Annotated in this window: 15 protein-coding genes and 1 pseudogene; 13 read left to right on the plus strand and 3 right to left on the minus strand. The window is 69.0% G+C overall.

Going from position 1 to position 20,572, the window contains the following annotated elements:
• Positions 1-92: 92 nt before the first annotated feature.
• Positions 93-557 carry a hypothetical protein gene (locus QQA12_RS07725; RefSeq protein ID WP_226050377.1) on the plus strand — a complete coding sequence of 155 codons (465 nt, stop codon included), beginning with the start codon at positions 93-95 and terminating at the stop codon, positions 555-557.
• Between the two features lie 153 nt (positions 558-710).
• Here QQA12_RS07725 and QQA12_RS07730 read toward each other — a convergent pair.
• Positions 711-1,640, minus strand: a pseudogene (locus QQA12_RS07730) (LysR family transcriptional regulator); the annotation flags it as partial.
• A gap of 126 nt (positions 1,641-1,766) precedes the next feature.
• On the opposite strand from QQA12_RS07730, the gene QQA12_RS07735 reads away from it, so the two are divergent.
• The 5 genes from QQA12_RS07735 to QQA12_RS07755 all read left to right on the plus strand — a co-directional run bounded on the left by QQA12_RS07735 (position 1,767) and on the right by QQA12_RS07755 (position 8,928).
• On the plus strand, positions 1,767-1,994 hold the full coding sequence (locus tag QQA12_RS07735; protein ID WP_226050378.1) for a hypothetical protein: 228 nt from the start codon (positions 1,767-1,769) through the stop codon (positions 1,992-1,994).
• Between the two features lie 213 nt (positions 1,995-2,207).
• On the plus strand, positions 2,208-3,422 hold the full coding sequence (locus tag QQA12_RS07740) for an efflux RND transporter periplasmic adaptor subunit (protein ID WP_226050379.1): 1,215 nt from the start codon (positions 2,208-2,210) through the stop codon (positions 3,420-3,422).
• Between the two features lie 110 nt (positions 3,423-3,532).
• Positions 3,533-6,703, plus strand: coding sequence for a multidrug efflux RND transporter permease subunit (locus QQA12_RS07745; RefSeq protein WP_226050380.1), 3,171 nt, complete (start codon positions 3,533-3,535; stop codon positions 6,701-6,703).
• A 63-nt stretch (positions 6,704-6,766) separates the two neighbouring features.
• Entirely contained in the window at positions 6,767-7,504 is a 738-nt protein-coding gene (locus tag QQA12_RS07750) for an SDR family oxidoreductase (RefSeq protein WP_054665262.1), read from the plus strand.
• Positions 7,498-8,928 (plus strand): efflux transporter outer membrane subunit, encoded by a 1,431-nt coding sequence (locus QQA12_RS07755; RefSeq protein WP_226050381.1) that lies wholly within the window; start codon positions 7,498-7,500, stop codon positions 8,926-8,928. Before QQA12_RS07750 ends, QQA12_RS07755 begins: the two co-directional genes overlap by 7 nt.
• A gap of 97 nt (positions 8,929-9,025) precedes the next feature.
• Here the strand turns inward: QQA12_RS07755 and QQA12_RS07760 are convergent, their stop codons facing one another.
• Positions 9,026-10,522, minus strand: coding sequence for an aminotransferase class III-fold pyridoxal phosphate-dependent enzyme (locus tag QQA12_RS07760; RefSeq protein WP_226050382.1), 1,497 nt, complete (start codon positions 10,520-10,522; stop codon positions 9,026-9,028).
• Positions 10,523-10,638: 116 nt separating this feature from the next.
• Here QQA12_RS07760 and QQA12_RS07765 point away from each other — a divergent pair, with 116 nt between their 5' ends.
• From QQA12_RS07765 to fabV, 7 genes are all read left to right on the plus strand, one after another.
• Positions 10,639-11,070 carry an Lrp/AsnC family transcriptional regulator gene (locus tag QQA12_RS07765; RefSeq protein ID WP_054665268.1) on the plus strand — a complete coding sequence of 144 codons (432 nt, stop codon included), beginning with the start codon at positions 10,639-10,641 and terminating at the stop codon, positions 11,068-11,070.
• A gap of 74 nt (positions 11,071-11,144) precedes the next feature.
• A complete protein-coding gene (gene queA / locus QQA12_RS07770) occupies positions 11,145-12,179 on the plus strand; it encodes a tRNA preQ1(34) S-adenosylmethionine ribosyltransferase-isomerase QueA (RefSeq protein ID WP_226050383.1) in 1,035 nt (344 codons plus the stop codon).
• 67 nt (positions 12,180-12,246) lie between these two features.
• Positions 12,247-13,377, plus strand: a complete 1,131-nt coding sequence (tgt, locus tag QQA12_RS07775; RefSeq protein WP_226050384.1) for a tRNA guanosine(34) transglycosylase Tgt — start codon at positions 12,247-12,249, stop codon at positions 13,375-13,377.
• A gap of 262 nt (positions 13,378-13,639) precedes the next feature.
• Positions 13,640-13,969: a preprotein translocase subunit YajC gene (gene yajC, locus QQA12_RS07780; RefSeq protein WP_054665275.1), complete on the plus strand. Its 330-nt coding sequence runs from the start codon at positions 13,640-13,642 to the stop codon at positions 13,967-13,969.
• 60 nt (positions 13,970-14,029) lie between these two features.
• Entirely contained in the window at positions 14,030-15,871 is a 1,842-nt protein-coding gene (secD, locus tag QQA12_RS07785) for a protein translocase subunit SecD (RefSeq protein WP_226050385.1), read from the plus strand.
• Between the two features lie 61 nt (positions 15,872-15,932).
• Positions 15,933-16,901 (plus strand): protein translocase subunit SecF, encoded by a 969-nt coding sequence (gene secF / locus QQA12_RS07790; protein WP_056932052.1) that lies wholly within the window; start codon positions 15,933-15,935, stop codon positions 16,899-16,901.
• A gap of 205 nt (positions 16,902-17,106) precedes the next feature.
• Entirely contained in the window at positions 17,107-18,369 is a 1,263-nt protein-coding gene (fabV, locus tag QQA12_RS07795; protein WP_054665281.1) for an enoyl-ACP reductase FabV, read from the plus strand.
• 96 nt (positions 18,370-18,465) lie between these two features.
• Here fabV and QQA12_RS07800 read toward each other — a convergent pair whose 3' ends face one another.
• The gene (locus tag QQA12_RS07800) at positions 18,466-20,538 is read right to left on the minus strand and encodes an EAL domain-containing protein (protein ID WP_054665283.1); all 2,073 of its coding nucleotides are present in this window, start codon (positions 20,536-20,538) and stop codon (positions 18,466-18,468) included.
• Positions 20,539-20,572 lie beyond the last annotated feature (34 nt).

Below are 20,572 nucleotides of genomic sequence, written 5' to 3' on the forward strand. Positions count from 1 at the left end.
GCCGTCGAGGGGCGGCGGTCGCAGGCCGGCGTCGCGGGTGACGCCGGACAACCCCAGGGAGGAACGTCATGCGCGCAGGCAGGATAGGGATCGTGGCAGGGACAGCGCTGCTGCTGGCCGGGTTGGCGGGGAGCGCGCTGGCGCAGCCGCCGCTGGAGGAGGAGCAGGTCAACCCTTCCGAGGTGGTGTTCGAGAACGGCCGGCCATACGTGCATGCCGACGGCGCGCTGCAGGCGCTGCGCACGCGCCAGCAGGGCGGCCAGACCATTTACTACCGCATGGTGCGTTACGACCCACAGGAAGGCTATGTCACCGGCGCCGACACCGGCAGCGACGCGGTGGCCGCAGCCCCGGTGCAACCCTTCGCGGCGCCGCGGACGCCGATGCGCTACCACGGCGCGGGCCACTTCTTCCGCCCGGATTTCTACAACAGCCCGTACAACCGCGATGCCCGCCAGCGCTATTCCGGACCGGGCTACTTCGGCAGCTGCAGCCGTTACGACGGCTGCAAGGAAGTACAGGTGGTACCGCTGTGGCCGTACGGCCGCGGCTATTGACCCCGACGACGCAACCGCGGATGACGGCGGCCACGGCTGCCATAACCGGCGCCGTGACCATCAGGCGCTGAGCGTCTCGAGCACCCGCAGTTCGGCGACCTCCAGGCCGCGCTGGCAGTAGCTGGGTTCGCGCTCGATCAGATGCTTGGCGTTGGGGCACTGCAGCAGCATGTAGTTGGCGTCCAGGTTGAGCTTTTCCACCAGGAAGTCGACGAAGGCGCGCACCTTGGGCGAGACCATGCCGCCGCCGGCGAACACCGCGCTGAAGTCGTAGTCCGGGCCGGTCCAGCCGGCCAGCACCCGGCGCAGCATGCCCGACTCGACGAACGGCTTGGCCATCACGTCGCTGCTGAGCATCAGCCCCTCGCCACCGACCAGCATCGAGTTCAGCGCGGCGGTGTCGTTGGCCACCATCAGCGGATTGACCGGGAACTCGCGCATCTGCCCGCCGTCTTCGGCCAGCGACCAGGCGAATCGGTTGTTCTGGCCCTGCTGGTGCTTGCGCAGCGCCAGCGTACGGTGATGCTGCAGTTCGTCCGGATGCCGCGGTTCGCCGTGGCGCTGGAGATAGGCGGGGCTGGCGAATACCTGGGTACGCAGGCTGCCGAGCTTGCGCGCGATCAGGTTGGAGTCGGGCAGTGGGCCGACGCGCAGCGCCAGGTCGGTCTCGCCGGAGATCAGGTCGAGCATCTCGTTGCCCAGGTGCATGTCCACGCGGATTTCCGGGTACTGCGCCTGGAACTGGCCGAGCAGGGGGGCGATCCAGTTGACGCCGACCGCGTACGGCACGGTGAAGCGCAGCCAGCCGCGCGGGCCGGACTGCAGCTGGCTGACCGCACTCTGCGCCTGTTCGAGCTCGCGGGCGATGCGCTGGCAGTGTTCGTAATAGACCGTGCCGGCTTCGGTCAGCCCCAGCCGGCGCGTGGTCCGGTGCAGCAGGCGCGCGCCGAGCCGTTCCTCCAGTTCCTGCACCTTGCGGCTGACCGTGGTCTTGGGGTGCCCGAGCAGGCGTGCGGCGGCGGTGAAGCTGCCCTGTTCGACCACCTTGACGAAGATCAGGGTGTCGTTGAGATCGTGGGCCATGGGAGACGGTTCCTGCGGCAGCGGGATTGTGCCGGCGACGGGACGATTATTCCCCTCAATCCGTACTAATCAAGTATGGATTAGGGGCGTAACTTGGCCGCCTCCGCACCGAACGGACCTGCAGCCATGCGCCTGCGCCACCTTCCCGCTTTCCTGCCGACGCGCCGTGCGCCGGCGTTTGCCGCCGCCGACCGCCGCTCCAGGCGGGACAACGGTTTGAATCCACTGCACTTCGCCGCGCTGCGCGCAATGCGTGAGGCGACGACCGTGGCCCCGCCGCGGCCGCTGCTGCGACGACTGGCCGTGCGCTTGGCGACGGTGTTTGTCCCGCCTGTGGGAGAAAAATTTCCGTGAGCGGGACAGTGAAAATGCCGGCGCCCACCTCCGGCCCGCGGGACAGCGCGGCGTTTGCGCGGAAGGCGCGCGCCATGCACGGATTCCCGTGCCGCCGTCCCCGGCTGCTGACAGTGGCTGTCAGCAGCCCCCGCGCACACTGCGCGACGCACCCGGCACCGGCCCGTTCCATGCCCACCCCGGCGCCCCTCTTTCCCCTGATGGATGCATGACATGAAAGGTATCTCCAACACTCCACGCCTCGCGCGACGCCTTGCCCTGGCCGGCATGTCGGCGCTGACCCTCGCCGTTCTGGCCGCGTGCAGCGGCGGCCACGCGCAGGATGCCGCGGCACTGCCGGCACCGGAGGTCAGCGCCGCACCGGTGCTGGTCAGGCAGGTCAGCCAATGGGACGAGTTCAGTGGCCGCGTCGAGGCGGTGCAGAGCGTGGAACTGCGCCCGCGGGTGTCCGGCTACATCGACAAGGTCAATTACACCGAAGGCCAGGAAGTGAAGAAGGGCGAGGTGCTGTTCACCATCGATGCGCGCAGCTACCAGGCCGAGTACGACCGCGCCCGCGCCGAGCTGGCGCGCGCCCGGACCCAGGCCGCGCTGGCACGCAGCGAATCCGAACGCGCGCGCCGCCTGGCCGAGCAGCAGGCCATCGCCGCGGAGACCGCCGAGCAGCGCCGCGCCGCCGCCGAGCAGGCCGGTGCCGCGGTGCAGGCGGCGCAGGCCGCGGTGGATGCGGCCCGCCTCAACCTGGAATTCACCCGGGTGCGCGCGCCGATCGATGGCCGCGCCGGCCGCGCCATGGTCACCGCCGGCAACCTGGTCACCGCCGGCGACAGCGCCAGCGTGCTGACCACCCTGGTGTCGCTGGACACCGTGCATGTGTACTTCGATGCCGACGAGGGTACTTTCCTGCGCTACGCAAGGATGGCGCGTTCCGGCGAGCGCCCCAGCGAGCGCGAGGCCGCGCTGCCGGTGAAGGTGGCGCTGAGCGGCGAGGAGGGCTTCCCGCACGAGGGCAAGGTCGACTTCCTGGACAACCAGGTCGCGCGCAGCACCGGCACCATCGGCGTGCGCGCGCTGCTGGACAACCGCGACCGCCAGTTCACCCCGGGCCTGTTCGCCCGCGTGCGGCTGCTCGGCAGCGGCGCGTTCGACGCCCTGCTGATCGACGACAGGGCGGTGCTAACCGACCAGGACCGCAAATACGTGTACGTGGTCGACAAGGACGGCAAGGCGCAGCGTCGCGATGTCCAGCTCGGGCGCAGCGCCGAAGGCCTGCGCATCGTCGAGGCCGGACTGGCGCCGGGCGACCGGGTGATCGTCGACGGCGTGCAGAAGGTGTTCATGCCGGGCATGCCGGTGCAGGCGCGGGCGGTGGCGATGCAGCCTGCCACCGCGGCCGGCGCCGGACGCGACGCCACCGCCCTGAACTGACCCCCGCTTCAACCTGATGCCGGCCGCCGGCCGGGTGCCTGGCCTTTGCCTGGATGGGCGAGGGCAGGGTGGCTGCATGCCGGCGCCGGCCACTGCAAGGACTCAAGCAGATGGATTTTTCGCGTTTCTTCATCGACAGGCCGATCTTCGCGGCGGTGCTGTCGATCATGATCTTCGCCGCGGGCCTGATCGCGATCCCGATCCTTCCGGTCGGCGAGTACCCGGAAGTGGTGCCGCCGTCGGTGGTGGTGCGCACGGTGTACCCGGGCGCCAACCCCAAGGTCATCGCCGAGACCGTCGCCACCCCGCTGGAGGAGGCCATCAACGGCGTCGAGGGCATGATGTACCTCAAGTCGGTGGCCGGCTCCGACGGCGTGCTGCAGATGACCGTCACCTTCCGCCCGGGCACCGACCCGGACGCGGCGGCGGTGAAGGTGCAGAACCGGGTGGCGCAGGCGCAGGCGCGCCTGCCCGAGGACGTGCGCCGGCAGGGGGTGACCACGCAGAAGCAGTCGCCGACGTTCCTGATGGTGGTGCACCTGACCTCGCCGGGCGGCAAGTACGACACCCTGTACCTGCGCAACTACGCGCGCCTGCACGTCAAGGATGCGCTGGCGCGCATCCCCGGGGTCGGCGACGCGCAGATCTTCGGCGGCGGCGACTACGCCATGCGTGCCTGGCTCGACCCGGGCAAGGTGGCCGCGCGCGGCCTGACCGCCAGCGACGTGGTGCGCGCCATGCGCGAACAGAACGTGCAGGTCTCGGCCGGCCAGCTGGGGGCAGAACCCTTGCCCGACAGCCGCTTCCTGACCCTGATCAACGCCCAGGGCCGCTTGAAGAGCGAGCAGGAATTCGGCGACATCGTGCTCAAGAGCGGCACCGACGGCGAGATCGTGCGCCTGTCCGACGTCGCCCGGCTGGAACTGGGTGCCGGCGACTACACCCTGCGCTCGCAGCTGGACGGCAAGAACGCGGTGGGCATCGGCATCTTCCAGGCGCCCGGCGCCAATGCGCTGGAGATCCGCGACAAGGTCATCGCCACCATGGACGGCATGCAGAAGACCTTCCCCGCCGACGTCAAATACGAGGCGGTGTACGACACCACCATCTTCGTGCGCGATTCGATCAAGGCGGTGGTCTCCACGCTGCTGGAAGCCATCGCCCTGGTGGTGCTGGTGGTGATCCTGTTCCTGCAGACCTGGCGGGCTTCGATCATTCCGATGATCGCGGTGCCGGTGTCGGTGGTCGGTACCTTCGCCGCGCTGTACCTGCTTGGCTTCTCGATCAATACGCTGAGCCTGTTCGGCCTGGTGCTGGCGATCGGCATCGTGGTCGACGACGCGATCGTGGTGGTGGAGAACGTCGAACGCAACATCGAGGAAGGCCTGTCGCCCACGGCCGCCGCGCACCAGGCGATGAAGGAAGTGTCCGGGCCGATCATCGCCATCGCCCTGGTGCTGTGCGCGGTGTTCGTGCCGATGGCCTTCCTGTCCGGCGTCACCGGGCAGTTCTACAAGCAGTTCGCGGTCACCATCGCCATCTCCACGGTGATCTCGGCGATCAATTCGCTGACCCTGTCGCCGGCGCTGGCCGCGCGCCTGCTCAAGCCCCACGGTGCGCCCAAGGACGGCCCCAGCCGCCTGATCGAGCGCCTGTTCGGGTGGGTGTTCCGCCCGTTCAACCGGTTCTTCAGGTCCAGCTCGGAACGCTACGAGCGGGGCGTGGCCAGGATCCTCGGCCGTCGCGGCGCGGTGTTCGTGGTCTACGCGATCCTGCTGGCCGGTACCGGGGTGATCTTCAAGCTGGTGCCGCCGGGCTTCATCCCGACCCAGGACAAGCTGTACCTGATCGCCGGGGTGAAGCTGCCGGAAGGCGCGTCGATCGCGCGTACCGACGCCATGCTGCGCAAGGTGGCGAAGATCGCCCAGGAAACCGACGGCGTGGCCCACACCATCTCGTTCCCGGGCCTTAACGCGCTGCAGTTCACCAATACCCCCAACACCGGCGTGGCGTTCATCCCGCTCAAGCCGTTCAACGAGCGCAATGGCCGCACCGCGGCGCAGATCAACGCCGAGATCAACCAGAAGATCGCCGGCCTGCAGGAAGGCTTCGCGTTTTCGATGATGCCGCCGCCGATCCTGGGGCTGGGCAATGGCAACGGCTACCAGTTGTTCATCGAGGACCGCGGCAACCTCGGCTACGGCGCGCTGCAGAACGCGGTGCAGGCGATGCAGGGCGCGGTGGCGCAGACCCCGGGCATGGCGTTCCCGATCACCAGCTACCAGGCCAACGTGCCGCAGCTGGACGCGGAGGTGGACCGGGTCAAGGCCAAGGCGCAGGGCGTGCAGCTCACCGAGCTGTTCGACACCCTGCAGACCTACCTGGGGTCGGCCTACGTCAACGACTTCAACCAGTTCGGCCGCACCTGGCAGGTGATCGCGCAGGCCGACGGCCCGTTCCGCGAAAACGTGGAGGACATCGCCCGGCTGCGCACCCGCAACGACCGCGGCGAGATGGTGCCGATCGGGTCGATGGTGACCCTGCGGGAAACCTATGGCCCGGACCCGGTGCTGCGCTTCAACGGCTACCCGGCCGCCGACCTGGCCGGCGAGGCCGATCCGCGCATGCTGTCCTCGGCCGAGGCGATGAACCGGCTGACCGCCATCGCCGCCAAGGTGCTGCCGGTGGGCATGACCACCGAATGGACCGACCTGAGCTACCAGCAGGCCACCCAGGGCAAGGCCGCCTTCATCGTGTTCCCGGTGGCCATCCTGCTCGCGTTCCTGGTGCTGGCGGCGCTGTACGAGAGCTGGTCGCTGCCGCTGGCGGTGATCCTGATCGTGCCGATGACGCTGCTGTCGGCGCTGTTCGGGGTGTGGCTGACCGGCGGCGACAACAATGTGTTCGTGCAGGTCGGGCTGGTGGTGCTGATGGGCCTGGCGTGCAAGAACGCGATCCTGATCGTCGAGTTCGCCCGTGAACTGGAGATGGGCGGCAAGGGCATCGTCGACGCCGCGCTGGAGGCCTGCCGCCTGCGCCTGCGCCCGATCGTGATGACCTCCATCGCCTTCATCGCCGGTACCGTGCCGCTGGTGTTGTCGCATGGTGCCGGCGCCGAAGTGCGCTCGGTCACCGGCATCACCGTGTTCGCCGGCATGCTGGGCGTGACCCTGTTCGGCCTGTTCCTGACCCCGGTGTTCTACGTCGCGCTGCGCACCTTCGTCACCCGCAACGGCGGCGGCCAGCTGGTGCAGCATGGCGAACCGACCCTGCACCACTGACCCTGCCTTCCGCCGTCGCCCGACGCCATCGGGCGACGGCACATCCAACCGAGACATGCATCCATGAATACCCAACAGAACAAGATCGCGCTGGTCACCGGCGCCACCCGTGGCATCGGCCTGGAAACGGTACGCCAGCTGGCCCGCGCCGGCGTGCATACGCTACTCGCCGGCCGCAAGCGCGAAACGGCGCTGGTGCTGGCACTGGAACTGCAGGCCGAAGGACTGCCGGTGGAGGCACTGCAACTGGACGTCACCGATGCCGGCAGCATCGACGCGGCGGTGCGCGATGTCGGGCAACGCCACGGCCGGCTCGACATCCTGGTCAACAACGCCGGCGTGCTGCTGGAGGATCCTTCGCTGCCGCCGTCGGCGCAGCCGCTCGACACCTGGCGGCGGACCTTCGACACCAACGTGCATGCGCTGGTGGCCGTCACCCAGGCGTTCCTGCCGCTGCTGCGGCGCTCGGCGGCCGGGCGCATCGTCAACGTGTCGAGCATCCTCGGCTCGCAGGCGCTGCATGCCGATCCGGCCTCGCCCATCTACGACTTCAAGGTGCCGGCCTACAACGCATCCAAGGCGGCGGTGAACAACTGGACCCTGTCGCTGGCCTACGAACTGCGCGCCACGCCGATCAAGGTCAACACCGTGCACCCGGGCTATGTGAGGACCGACATGAACGCGGGCGAGGGCGAGATCGACGTCGCCGACGGCGCGCGCTCCAGCGTGCAGATGGCGCTGCTCGACGCTGACGGGCCGAGCGGCAGCTTCACCCATCTCGGGCAGGTGCTGCCATGGTGAGGGCGGCACTGGCCGCGGCGCTGTCCGGCCTGCTGCTGGCCGGTTGCGCCAGCGTCGGCCCGGATTACCACGCCCCGGCGCAGCAGCCGGTGGTGCTGCACGGCGCTACCGCGCCGGTGTACAGCGCGCAGTCGCCGGTGGCCGGCTGGTGGGCGCAGTTCGATGATCCGGTGCTCGGCCAGCTGGTGCATGCGGGGTTGTCCGACAACCTCGACCTCACGCTGGCGCTGACGCGCGTGCAGCAGGCGCGCGCGGTGTTCGTCGAGCGCCGGTTCGACCAGGCGCCGCACGTCACCGCGGCCGCCAGCCAGGAACGCTACCGGCAGCCGGACCCGGCGCAGGACGGGGCGCGCGTGTCCGGCGAGCGCTACCAGCTCGGCTTCGATGCCGGCTGGGAACTGGACCTGTTCGGGCGCCAGCGGCGGGCCGCGGAGGCGGCGCGCGCCGACCTGGACGCGGAGTGGGCCAACCTGGTCGATGCGCAGGTGCTGGTGGCCGCCGAGGTCGCGCGCAACTACTTCGAGCTGCGCGGCACGCAGAAGCGCATCGCCGTGGCCGAGCAGACCCTGCTCAACCTGCGCGACACCCAGGCACTGACCGAGACCCGCTGGAAGCTGGGCGCGGGCAGCGAACTCGACGTGCAGAGCAGTCGTGCGCGGCTGAAGGCGATCGAGGCCGACATCCCGCTGCTGGAACTGGCGCTGGCGCAGTCGCGGCACCGGCTGGCGGTGCTGCTGGGACAGCGTCCGGGTTCGCTGGACGCGCTGCTGCAACCGCGCCCGATGCCGGCGTTCGCCAGGGCCCTGCCGCTGGGCGATACCAGCATGCTGCTGCAGCGACGCGCCGACGTACGCGCGGCCGAGCGCCGCCTGGCCGCGGCCACCGCGCGGGTCGGCGTGGCAACCGCCGACCTGTTCCCGCGGTTGTCGTTGACCGGCTTCGTCGGCTTCCTCGGCGGCGATGCCGGCAGTCTGGTCAACGGCGGCAACAAGGCCTGGTCGCTGGCGCCGTCGCTGAGCTGGAGCGCGTTCGACGTCGGCAGCGTGCGCGCGCGGCTGCGCGCCAGCCGTGCCCAGGCCGACGGCGCGGCGACCGAGTACGAGAAGACGGTGCTGCTGGCGCTGGAGGATGCCGAGAATGCGCTGGCCCGCTATGCCAGGCAGCAGGCACGGCTGTCGATCGTCGCCGAACAGGCGCAGGCCGCGCGTCGCGCCGAGGCGCTGGCCCGCGTGCGCTACCGCGAGGGCTCGGAGGACTTCCTTGCGCTGCTCGATGCGCAGCGCAGCCAACTGGCGGCCGACGACGCGCTGGCCGCCGCCGAGGCCGGGGTCAACGTCAGCGTGGTCGCCGTCTACAAGGCGCTGGGCGGATGGGGTCAGGCATCGCCGTCGGCGCCGTCGGTGGCGGTGGTCGAGGTGCGGTGAGTGCGACGTTCGTGGCCTGGCCCGCAGGCCGGGACATGGAAACGAAGAGGCGGCCAGTGGCCGCCTCTTCAGTTTGCCGCTCGCGCAGCGGTGTGGATCAGGCCGCGTCGGCCTGCTCGCGGCGCGGGCCTTCGGCCAGGGCGCGGCCGACCATGTCCACCAGCAGGTCCAGCTCGGCCTCGTCCATGCCGAAATGCGGGGTGAAGCGCAGCGAGTTCTCGCCGCCGTGGATCACGTTGACGCCGTGCATGCGCAGCCATTCCTCGGTGGAATTGGCGCCGTAGCACTTGAACTGCGGGGCCAGTTCGCAGGAGAACAGCAGGCCGGTGCCCTGGACCTTGGTGATCAACCCGCCCAGCCGGGCCTTGAGCGCCTCGAGCTTGTGCACCGCCTGCTCGCCGCGTTCGCGGATGTTGCGGCGCACGTCCGGGGTCAGGCGGGCCAGGGTGGCGCAGGCCACGTCCAGCGCGCGCGGGTTGGTGGTCATGGTGTTGCCGTACACGCCCTTGCGGTACAGGTGCGCGGCGTGCTCGGTGACGGCCAGCACCGACAGCGGGAACTGGGCGCCGTTCAGGGCCTTGGAGTAGGTCTCCATGTCCGGCGGGTCCAGGGTCTCGTAGCCGGGGTAGTCGACGAAGGACAGGGTGCCGTGCGCGCGCAGCGCCGCCTGGATCGAGTCGATCAGCAGCAGGCTGCCGTGGGCGCGGGTCAGTTCGCGCGCCAGCTTGTAGAAGCTGACCGGTACCGCGCGGCCCGGGTCGCCTTCGCCCATCACCGGCTCCAGGAATACCGCCTCGATGAACCAGTTGTGGGCCTTGGCGTCGTCGAACACCTTGCGCAGCGCCGCCTCGTCGTACGGGGCGATGGCGATCACGCTGTCCTCGCCGCGGTAGCTGGCCAGGAAGCGGTCATAGGTCTTGCGGGTCGAATCCGAGTACAGCGCCGGACGGTCGGTGCGGCCGTGGAAGCTGCCCTTGATGACCACCCGCTTGACCGTGGCGCCGGCGTGCGGCGCACCCGGGTCGGTCTGCAGCTTGGCGTTGATGTCGGCGATGCGCGCGGCCAAGCCGACCGCCTCGGAGCCGGAGTTCAGGCACATGAAGTGCGAGAACGGGCAGCCGCCGCGGGTGTGGCCGATCTCCTTGCGCAGCGCCTGCACGAAGCGGCGCTGGGACAGGCTCGGGGTCATGATGTTGGCCATCACCTGCGGCTTGGCCGCGGCGGCCAGCACCTCGGCCGGGGTGTGGCCGAAACCGAGCATGCCGTAGCCGCCGGCGTCGTACAGCACCGCGCCCTTGAGCGAGACCACCCATGGGCCGCAGGCGGCCAGGGCGATGTACGGCACCACCGCGTCGTCGGCGTAGAAATTGACGAAACCGGCCTGCATCGCGGCGATCTGGTCCTTCTCGTCCAGGTCCAGCAGGTCGGCGGCCTGGTCCTTGATGCGGGCATATTCACTGGCGGCCGCGGCGATGGCGGCAACCAGGTCGGGATGGGCGGCGGCCAGGCGTTCGATGGCGGCATCGTCCAGCCCCGTTGTCAGGCGGGTGCCGGCGTGCGCGCGGAGCGCGGCGAGTGGGCCGAGTACGGTCATGCTCATCTCCAGAAAGGTCTTGTACAGTCATTATCTGGAGATTCTGGTCATATGGCAGCTGTCATTCCGTCGAAAATCGGGTTAATTTCGTCGGATCGACGAAACCGGCCCGCGATGTGAAGATTTCTCCCGCCGACGAACGCCTGCTGTCCGTACTGCGCGAGGACGCGCGGGCTTCCACCGCGCAGATCGCGCGCCGGCTCGGGCTGTCGCGCACCACCGTGCAGAGCCGCATCGACCGGCTCGAACAGCAGGGGGTGATCGCCGGTTATACCGTGCGTACCCACGAGGACTACGAGCAGGGCCAGGTGCGCGCGCACGTGCTGATCACCGTATCGCCGCGCAAGATGCCGGCCGTGGTCAAGGCGCTGCGCGAGATCGCCGAGGTCCGCAGCCTGCACTCGGTCAGCGGCGCCCACGACCTGGTGGCGATGGTGGTGGTCGGCGGGGTCGGCGAGATGGACGTGGTCACCGATGCCATCGGCGTGATCGACGGGGTCGAGCGCACCACCAGCGCCATCATCCTGTCGACCAAGTTCGAGCGCTGAACCGGCAGCCGGGCAGGGGACGGGTACGCCGGTGCCGGTACAATGGCCGGCTCCCCCCGTCCGATGTCGCGGCCTTGAAGAAGTCCGATTTCCACTACGACCTGCCCGAGGAACTGATCGCCCAGGCGCCGCTGGCCGAGCGTTCCGCCAGCCGCCTGCTGGTGGTGCCGCCGGCACCGGCCGCCCTCGAAGACCGCCATGTCCGCGATCTGCCGGAACTGCTGCAGCCCGGCGACCTGCTGGTGTTCAACGATACCCGGGTGATCCCGGCGCGGCTGTTCGGGCACAAGGCCAGCGGTGGCCGGGTCGAAATCCTGATCGAGCGCCTGCTCGGCGGCCAGCAGGCGCGTGCCCAGGTCGGCGCCAGCAAGTCGCCCAAGCCCGGCAGCCGCATCCAGCTCGACGCCGGTGGCGAGGCCGAGGTGCTCGGCCGCGACGGCGAGTTCTACCTGCTGCGGTTCGATGTGCCCGAGTCGCTGGAGTCCTGGCTGGTGCATGCGGGCCGGCTGCCGCTGCCGCCGTACATCCACCGCGAGCCCGGGGCCGACGACCGCGAGCGCTACCAGACGGTGTTCGCGCGCCAGGTGGGCGCGGTGGCGGCGCCGACCGCGGGCCTGCACTTCGACGAGGCGCTGCTGGAGCGGCTGCGCGCGCGCGGCGTCGGCTTCGGCCACATCACCCTGCACGTGGGGGCGGGCACCTTCCAGCCGGTGCGGGTGGACGACCTGTCCCAGCACGTGATGCACCGCGAATGGCTCAATGTCGGCGCCGAACTGGTGCAGCAGGTGCGGCGGACCCGCGCTGCCGGCGGCCGCGTGATCGGTGTCGGCACCACCGTGGTGCGGGCCCTGGAGAGTGCGATGCGCGAGGGCGAACTGCGCCCGTTCGCCGGCGAGACGCAGATCTTCATCACCCCGGGCTACCGCATCCGCAGCGTCGATGCGATGGTCACCAATTTCCACCTGCCGGAAAGCACCCTGCTGATGATGATCTCGGCCTTCGCCGGCAAGCAGCGGGTGTTCGACGCCTACGCCCATGCCATCGCCGGCCGCTACCGGTTCTTCAGCTACGGCGACGCGATGCTGCTGTTCCCGCAGCCCGACGCCTGACCCCGCCTTTCCTGCGCCGTCGTCGCCGATCCGCGACAATGGACGGCAGACCGACCGAAGCACACCCATGTCCAGACTGCAGTTCACGCTCCAGGCCACCGACGGCAACGCGCGCCGCGGCCAGCTCTCGTTCCCGCGCGGCACCGTGCAGACCCCGGCGTTCATGCCGGTGGGCACCTACGGCTCGGTGAAGGGCGTACTGCCCGAGCAGATCCGCGCGCTCGGTGCCGAGATCATCCTCGGCAACACCTTCCACCTGTACCTGCGCCCGGGCCTGGAGGTGATCGGCGACCACGGCGGCCTGCATGGCTTCTGCCGCTGGAACGGGCCGATCCTGACCGACTCGGGCGGCTTCCAGGTGTTCTCGCTGGCGCACCGCCGCAAGATCACCGAGCAGGGCGTCACCTTCGCCTCGCCGACCGATGGCGCCCGCGTGTTCCTGGGCCCGGAGGAGAGCATGAAGATCCAGAAGGTGCTCGATTCGGACGTCGTGATGATCTTCGACGAATGCACCCCGTACCCGGCCACCGAGGACGTGGCGCGGCGCTCGATGGAGCTGAGCCTGCGCTGGGCGCGGCGCTCGCGCGATGCCCATGACGCGCTGGGCAACGACGCGGCGCTGTTCGGCATCGTCCAGGGCGGCGTGCACACCGACCTGCGCAGCCGCTCGGCCGAGGGCCTGCAGCAGATCGGCTTCGACGGCTACGCCATCGGCGGGCTGGCGGTGGGCGAGCCCGAGCACGAGCGCAACGCCATGCTCAAGCACATGCACCCGATCCTGCCGGCCGACCGCCCGCGCTACCTGATGGGCGTGGGCCGCCCGGAGGATCTGGTCGAGGGCGTGGCCCGCGGCGTGGACATGTTCGACTGCGTGATGCCGACCCGCAACGCGCGCAACGGCCATTACTTCACCTCCACCGGCACGGTGCGCATCCGCAACGCCCGCTACGAGCGCGACATGGACACCATCGAGCCGGGCTGCGGCTGCCATGCCTGCAGCAGCGGCTACACGCGTGCCTACCTGCGCCACCTGGACCGCTGCAACGAGATGCTGGCGCCGATGCTGGGCACCCTGCACAACCTCTATTACTACGAGAAGCTGATGGCCGACATGCGCGCGGCCATCGAGGCGGGAACCTTCCTGGCCTTCCGCGAGTCCTTCTATGCGGCGCGCGGGGCGGTTGCGCCGGCGCTGTAGCGCCTTTCCCCGCCCAAGGGGCGAGCCGGCCGTCTGGCCGGCCTGCACGGCAAGGCCATCGGCAAGGGTGGGGCCGGTGGACGTGCACGCTGCGGCGCCCCACGGGCCGGGCGCTCCTGGCGCCGGGGAGGGAGCTGCTCGACGGTCGGCGGCGGCGCTGCCTTGCAATTGGACCGGCCCGCCTCTATGGCATACTTCCACGCTTGAATCCGTTCCGCGGCGCCGGCACCGGCAGGCACCGCCCGACAGTTAAGGACACACGATGAACCCGATGGCTATCCTGCTTCCCGTCGCCCAGGCCGCTCCGGCCGCCCCGGGCATGGGCACTTTCCTGCTGCCGATCGCCCTGATCGCGGTCATGTACTTCCTGATGATCCGCCCGCAGATGAAGCGCCAGAAGGAACACAAGGCGATGCTGGAGAAGATCTCCAAGGGCGACGAGGTGCTGACCAACGGCGGCATCGCCGGCGTGGTGACCGACATCGGCGACAACTTCATCACCGTCGAAGTAGCCGACAACGTCCGCATCCGCGTGCAGAAGGGCGCCATCGGCAACGTGCTGCCCAAGGGCACGCTGAAGTCCGCGGCCTGAGCCCGAGTTTCCCTTCCGTCATGACGCGGCGCCGGGACCGGCGTCGCGCAGGAACCTGCAATGCTTGAATTTCCACGCTGGAAGTACTTCCTGATCCTGGTCGTCCTGGCGGTCAGCGCGCTGTACGCGCTGCCCAACGTGTACCAGAAGGACCCGTCCGTGCAGATCACCGCCAACCGCGGCGGGCAGATCGACGATGCCCTCAAGCAGCGCGTCAGCGCGGCGCTGGGCGAGGCCGGGGTCACGCCCAAGTCGGTGGAGAAGGAAGGCGAGAGCCTGATCGTCCGCCTCGGTTCGCTCGACGCCCAGACCCGCGCCAACGACGTGCTGCGCGAGAAGGCCGGCGAGAACTACACCGTGGCCCTGAACCTGGCCTCGACCGTGCCGGACTGGCTGGCCGGGCTCGGCGGCAAGCCGATGGTGCTGGGCCTGGACCTGGTCGGTGGCGTGCACTTCGCGCTGCAGGTGGACAAGAAGGCCGCCGTGGACAAGCGCTTCGACGCGTTCGCCGAGGACATCCGCACCACGCTGCGCGACAACCGGGTGGGTTACCGTTCGGTCGAGCGCCGCGGCGAGAACGACATCCAGGTGACGCTGGCCAATGCCGCCGACGCCGACAAGGCCCGTGCCGCGCTGGTCAAGGCGCAGCCGACCCTGACCTACTCGGGCAGCGGCGAGCGCATCACCGTGAGCGTGCCGCAGGCCGAGATGCTGCAGATCGCCTCCGGCGCCATCGAGCAGAACCTGACCACCCTGCGCAACCGCGTCAACGAGCTGGGCGTGGCCGAGCCGATCATCCAGCGCCAGGGCGACGACCGCATCGTGGTCGAACTGCCGGGCGTGCAGGACACCGCCGAAGCCAAGCGCATGATCGGCGCGACCGCCACCCTGGAGTACCGCCTGGTGGTGGACGGCAACGCGCAGGACGCCATGACCAGCGGCCGCATCCCGCCGGAAGCGCGCCTGTACCGCGACCGTCGCGGCATGCCGGTGCTGCTGAACAAGCGCACCATCGTCACCGGCGACCAGATGGTCAAGGCCGAGGTGTCCACCGACCAGAACGGCCTGCCGGCGGTCGCGGTCACGCTCAACAGCGTCGGCGGCCAGCGCATGTTCGACGTCACCAGCGTCAACGTGAACAAGCCGATGGCCGTGGTCTACACCGAGCGCATCCCGCAGGTGACCACGGTCGACGGCAAGGAAGTGCGCAGCTTCCGGGTCAAGGAAGAAGTCATCTCCGTGGCCAACATCAACAGCCCGCTGGGCAAGAACTTCATCACCACCGGCCTGGAGAAGACCGAGGCCGACAACCTGGCCAAGCTGCTGCGCGCCGGCTCGCTGGCCGCGCCGATGGACTTCGTCGAGGAATACGTGATCGGCCCCAGCCTGGGTGCGGAGAACGTGGCCCGCGGCGTCAAGGCGGTGGTGTTCTCGTTCGTGTTCACCCTGGTGTTCTTCACCGTCTACTACCGCATGTTCGGCGCGATCACCTCGGTGGCGCTGCTGTTCAACCTGCTGATCGTGGTGGCGGTGATGTCGCTGTTCGGCGCGACCATGACCCTGCCGGGCTTCGCCGGCCTGGCGCTGTCGGTCGGTCTGTCGGTGGACGCCAACGTGCTGATCAACGAGCGAATCCGCGAGGAGCTGCGGCTGGGCATGCCGGGCAAGGCCGCCATCGCCGCCGGTTACGAGAAGGCCTCGGGCACCATCCTCGACGCCAACCTCACCGGCCTGATCGTGGGCGTGGCGCTGTATGCGTTCGGTACCGGCCCGCTGAAGGGCTTCGCGCTGACCATGATCATCGGCATCTTCGCCTCGATGTTCACCGCGATCACCGTGTCGCGCGCGCTGGCGGTGCTGATCTACGGCCGTCGCAACAAGCTCCAGTCCGTGGCGATCTGACGCGAATCCCTTCGCGAAAGCCCGCGCATGCGTGCGCGGGTTTTTAAAGGAAAATCCCTGCATGAAACTATTTCCGCTCCACATCGTCCCGAACGACACCAACATCGACTTCATGCGCCATCGCAAGCCGGTGCTTGCGTTGATGGTGGCGCTGCTGCTGGTGTCGCTGGCCATCATCGGTTTCAAGGGCTTCAACTACGCGCTGGAGTTCACCGGCGGCACCGTGGTGCGCACCCACTTCGAGAAGAGCGTCGATGTCGAAGCGGTGCGCGAACGCCTGGCCACGGCCGGCTTCGAGAACGCCCAGGTGCAGAGCGTGGGCGGCGGCAACGACCTGATGATCCGCCTGCCGCCCGAAGGCGAGCACAACAACGCCGCCGATGCCGCGCAGAAGGTCGCCGAGAAGGTGGGTGCCGCGATCAGCACGGCCGACAACGTGGCCACCACGCAGCCGGGCGAGTTCGTCGGCCCGCAGGTCGGCAAGGACCTGGTCATGAACGGCATCTACGCGACGCTGTTCATGGTGATCGGCTTCCTGATCTACATCGCCGCGCGCTTCGAGTGGAAGTTCGCGATGGTGGCCAGCCTGACCGCGTTCTTCGACCTGATCCTGACCGTGGCCTACATGTCGCTGCTGGGCCGCGAGTTCGACCTGACCGTGCTGGCCGGCATGCTGTCGGTGATGGGTTTCGCGATCAACGACATCATCGTGGTGTTCGACCGCGTGCGCGAGAACTTCCGCAGCCTGCGCGTGGAACCGCTGGAGGTGCTGAACCGCTCGATCAACCAGACGCTGTCGCGTACGGTGATCACCGCGGTGCTGTTCTTCCTGTCGGCGCTGGCGCTGTACCTGTACGGCGGCGAGTCGATGGAAGGCCTGGCCGAAACCCACATGGTGGGCGCGGTGATCGTGGTGGTGTCGTCGATCATCGTGGCCGTCCCGCTGCTGAGCATCGGGCCGTTCAAGGTCTCCAAGCAGGACCTGCTGCCCAAGGCCAAGGACGTCGAGGAACTGGCGCGCCGCCCGTAAGTCCGGCCGCGCCTGTTCGGGAAAAGAGCCGCGCACCGCGCGGCTCTTTTCTTTTGCGCCATCGGTGCCGCGGCCCTGCCGCCGCGGCCGATCCATGCGGTGGCGTCGGTTGTTTTCACTGCGGGCGCGCACTACGATCCTCGCGGTTCGGCGCCTGCCCGGCGTGTGCCGCGGCGCTGTTTTCCCGCATCCAACCGAGGTTTCCATGGTCATCAAACCGCGTGTGCGCGGCTTCATCTGCGTCACCACCCATCCGGCCGGCTGCGACGCGGCGGTCAAGGAACAGATCGACTACATCAAGGCGCAGCCCAGGCTCGCCCACGGCCCGAAGAAGGTGCTGGTGATCGGCGCTTCCACCGGCTACGGCCTGGCCGCGCGCATCAAGGCCGCGTTCGGCAGCGATGCCGCCACCCTGGGCGTGTTCTTCGAGCGCCCGGGCAGCGAGAGCAAGCCGGGTACGGCGGGCTGGTACAACTCGGCCGCATTCGAGAAGTACGCCCACCAGGCCGGCCTGTACGCGCGCAGCGTCAACGGCGATGCGTTCTCCGACGAGGTCAAGGCCAAGGTGATCGAGATCATCAAGGCCGACCTGGGCCAGGTGGACCAGGTGGTCTACAGCCTGGCGTCGCCGCGCCGCAAGCACCCGAAGACCGGCGAGGTCATCAGCTCCACGCTCAAGCCGATCGGCGAGCCGATCACCCTGCGCGGGCTGGATACCGACAAGGAAGTGCTGACCGAGACCACCCTGCAGCCGGCCAGCGCCGAGGAAATCGCCGGCACCGTGCAGGTGATGGGCGGCGAGGACTGGCAGATGTGGATCGATGCGCTGCTGGAAGCCGGCGTGCTGGCACCGGGCGCGACCACCACCGCGTTCACCTATGTCGGCGAGGAAATCACCCAGGCGATCTACTGGAACGGCTCCATCGGCGCCGCCAAGAAGGACCTGGACGCCAAGGTCAAGGACATCCGCGCCAGCCTGCAGGGCATCGGCGGCGATGCGCGCGTGTCGGTGCTCAAGGCGGTGGTCACCCAGGCCAGCTCGGCGATCCCGACCATGCCGCTGTACCTGTCGCTGCTGTTCAAGGTGATGAAGGAAGAGGGCACCCACGAAGGCTGCATCGAGCAGCTCGATACCCTGTACGACATCCTCTACAACGGCCCGCAGGGCGGCGCCAATGCGGCCGACCATATCCGTCCCGCGCTGGTCGACGGCAAGGGACGCAGCATCGCCCTGGTCGACGACGAAGGCCGCCTGCGCGCTGACTACAAGGAGATGGCGCCGGAGGTGCAGGGCAGGGTGGTCGCGCTGTGGCCGCAGGTCAGCAACGAGAACCTGTACGAGATCAGCGACCTGGCCGGTTACAAGGCCGATTTCCTGCGCCTGTTCGGCTTCGGCATCGATGGCGTGGATTACGACGCCGACGTCAACCCGGACGTAAAGATCGAGAACCTGGTCGATCTGACCTGATATGCGCAAAGGCCGGCGTCCACGCCGGCCTTTGCGTCTGTGGCGGGCGTGCCCCCGCGCGCCACTCGATGCCGGGCATGCGCGCCCGGCCTGGCGTCAGCCGAAATCGAAGTTCATCTCGGGGCCGGCCGCGCCGACGAAATCGCCCTGCACGTAATCCACTCCGGAACTGAACAACAGGCTCATCGTCGCCGCATCCGAGACGAACTCGGCGATGGTGCGGATGTCCTGCGACTGCGCGCGGGCGGTGATTTCCTGGATCTTGGGCAACTGCTCGCGGGCCAGCGCCGGGTCGGCGGTGAAGCTGCTGTCCAGCTTGAGGAAGCCCGGGTGGAAGTGGGCCAGCAACTGGAACGAATCCAGACCGGAACCGAACTGCTCCAGCCCGACCTTGCAGCCCAGCGCCGCGGCCGCGGCCAGGAACTGCTGGGCGTTGCGCAGGTGGGTGAACACCTTGGCCTCGGGAACCTGCAGCCACAACTGGTCGCCGGACACGCCCTCGGCCTGCAGGCCGTCGCGGATCACCGCCAGCAGCTGCGGATCGGAGAACGATTCGGGCGTGATCCGCACCATCATGTGGGTGCGATGGCCGGCACGGCGGCGTTCGCCCAGCGCCTGGATCGCATGCCCGACCACCCAGCGGTTGATCGGCGCCAGCAGGCCCTGGTCCTCGGCGATCGGCAGGAAGGTCGAGGGCCCGACCATCTCGTTGTTGTTGCGCAGCTGCAGCGAGGTGTCGTACAGCTGGATCGCCTCGCCCATGAGGTTGATGACCGGGCGGAAGCGCAGCTGGAAGCCGTCGCCTTCCAGCGCGCCGCGCATCAGCTCCACCCAGCGCTGGATGCGCTCTTCCTCGACGCGGTCGGCGGCGCCCGGGTCGAAGACCTTGACCGTGTTGCCACCGAGCTCGGTCGCGGTGCGGATGCAGTCGCTGGCGCGCGCCAGCACCTGGCCGACGCTGGCGATCTTCTCGCCGACCTGCACGCCGCCGATGCTGACGGTGACCGTCGCCGAGCGCGCGCCGATGCTGAACACGTGCGAGGCGAAGGCGCCGCGCACGCGCTCGGCCAGCCCCATGGTGTGCGCGTAGTCGCCCTGGGCGAGGATCGCGAAGCTGTGCTCGCCGAAGCGGGCGACCGACAGGCCGTCGCCGAGCGTGGCGGCAAGGTGCTGGCCCAGCGCGGCGACCAGCGCGTCGGCCGAGTCCAGGCCGATGTCGGGCAGCAGCCGCGCGTAGTGATCCGGCTCCACCAGCAGGAAGCCGTACTGGCCATCGCTGCGGCTGACCTGGGCCACGGCGTTTTCCAGGTGCACCATGAAGGTGGGGCGGTTGAGCAGGCCGGTGACCTGGTCGCGCTGGCGCAGCTCCTCGACCTCGCGCGCCAGCTCGGGATCGAATTCCTCGCGGCGGCGGAACACCACCTGGAAGCAGGATTCGCCCTCGTAGGTGGCGGCGGTGAACTCCATCGTCGCCGGGAAGCTGTCGCCGTCCTGGTTGCGCGCGTGCACTTCGTACTGCGGTGGCGGCGGCTCGCCCTTGCCCAGCGCCTTGAGCAGCTGCTTGAAATCCTCCACGTGCTGCGGCGCGACCATGTCCAGCAGCGAGATGCCTTCCACGTCCTCGAACGTGTCGTAGCCAAACATCTCCAGGTAGGCCTCGTTGGCGCGGATGTGCATGCCTTCGTGGATGTAGGCGATCGGGTCGCGCGAAGAGGCGATCAGCGCGTCGCAGCGGCGCTCGGTCTCGCGCATCTGCGCCTCGATCCGGCGCAGGCCGCGGCGCGCCTGCAGGTCGGTCCATTCGTTGCGCACGACCGCCAGCAGGTGCTCGGGGCGATGGCGCAGGGCAATGGCGCGGATGCCATTGGCGCCCGATTCCACCAGCATCCGTTCGTCGACCTGGTCGGCCAGCCCGATCATCGGGATGTCCTTGCCGCTGGCGGCGATCTGCTGGCTGAGCAGCAGCTGCGGAATCACCTGCGAGGGCGCGCACAGCACCAGGTCGATGCTCTGGCTGGACAGGATCTCCACCAGTTCCGCCGGCGCCTGCGGCCGGAATGGACGGACGGCGATGCCGCTGTTGCGCAAGGTGCTGACGATCGCCTCGGCGTTCTCGGCGCTGTCGTCGACGATCAGCAGGCGCAGGGTTGATTCTTTGCCGTTCTGCATTCGGGACTCCCCTCTGACCGGGTTTAATACAACA

Origin of the sequence: Stenotrophomonas sp. 17(2023) (genome assembly GCF_030345315.1) — a bacterium.
Lineage (GTDB): Bacteria > Pseudomonadota > Gammaproteobacteria > Xanthomonadales > Xanthomonadaceae > Stenotrophomonas > Stenotrophomonas acidaminiphila.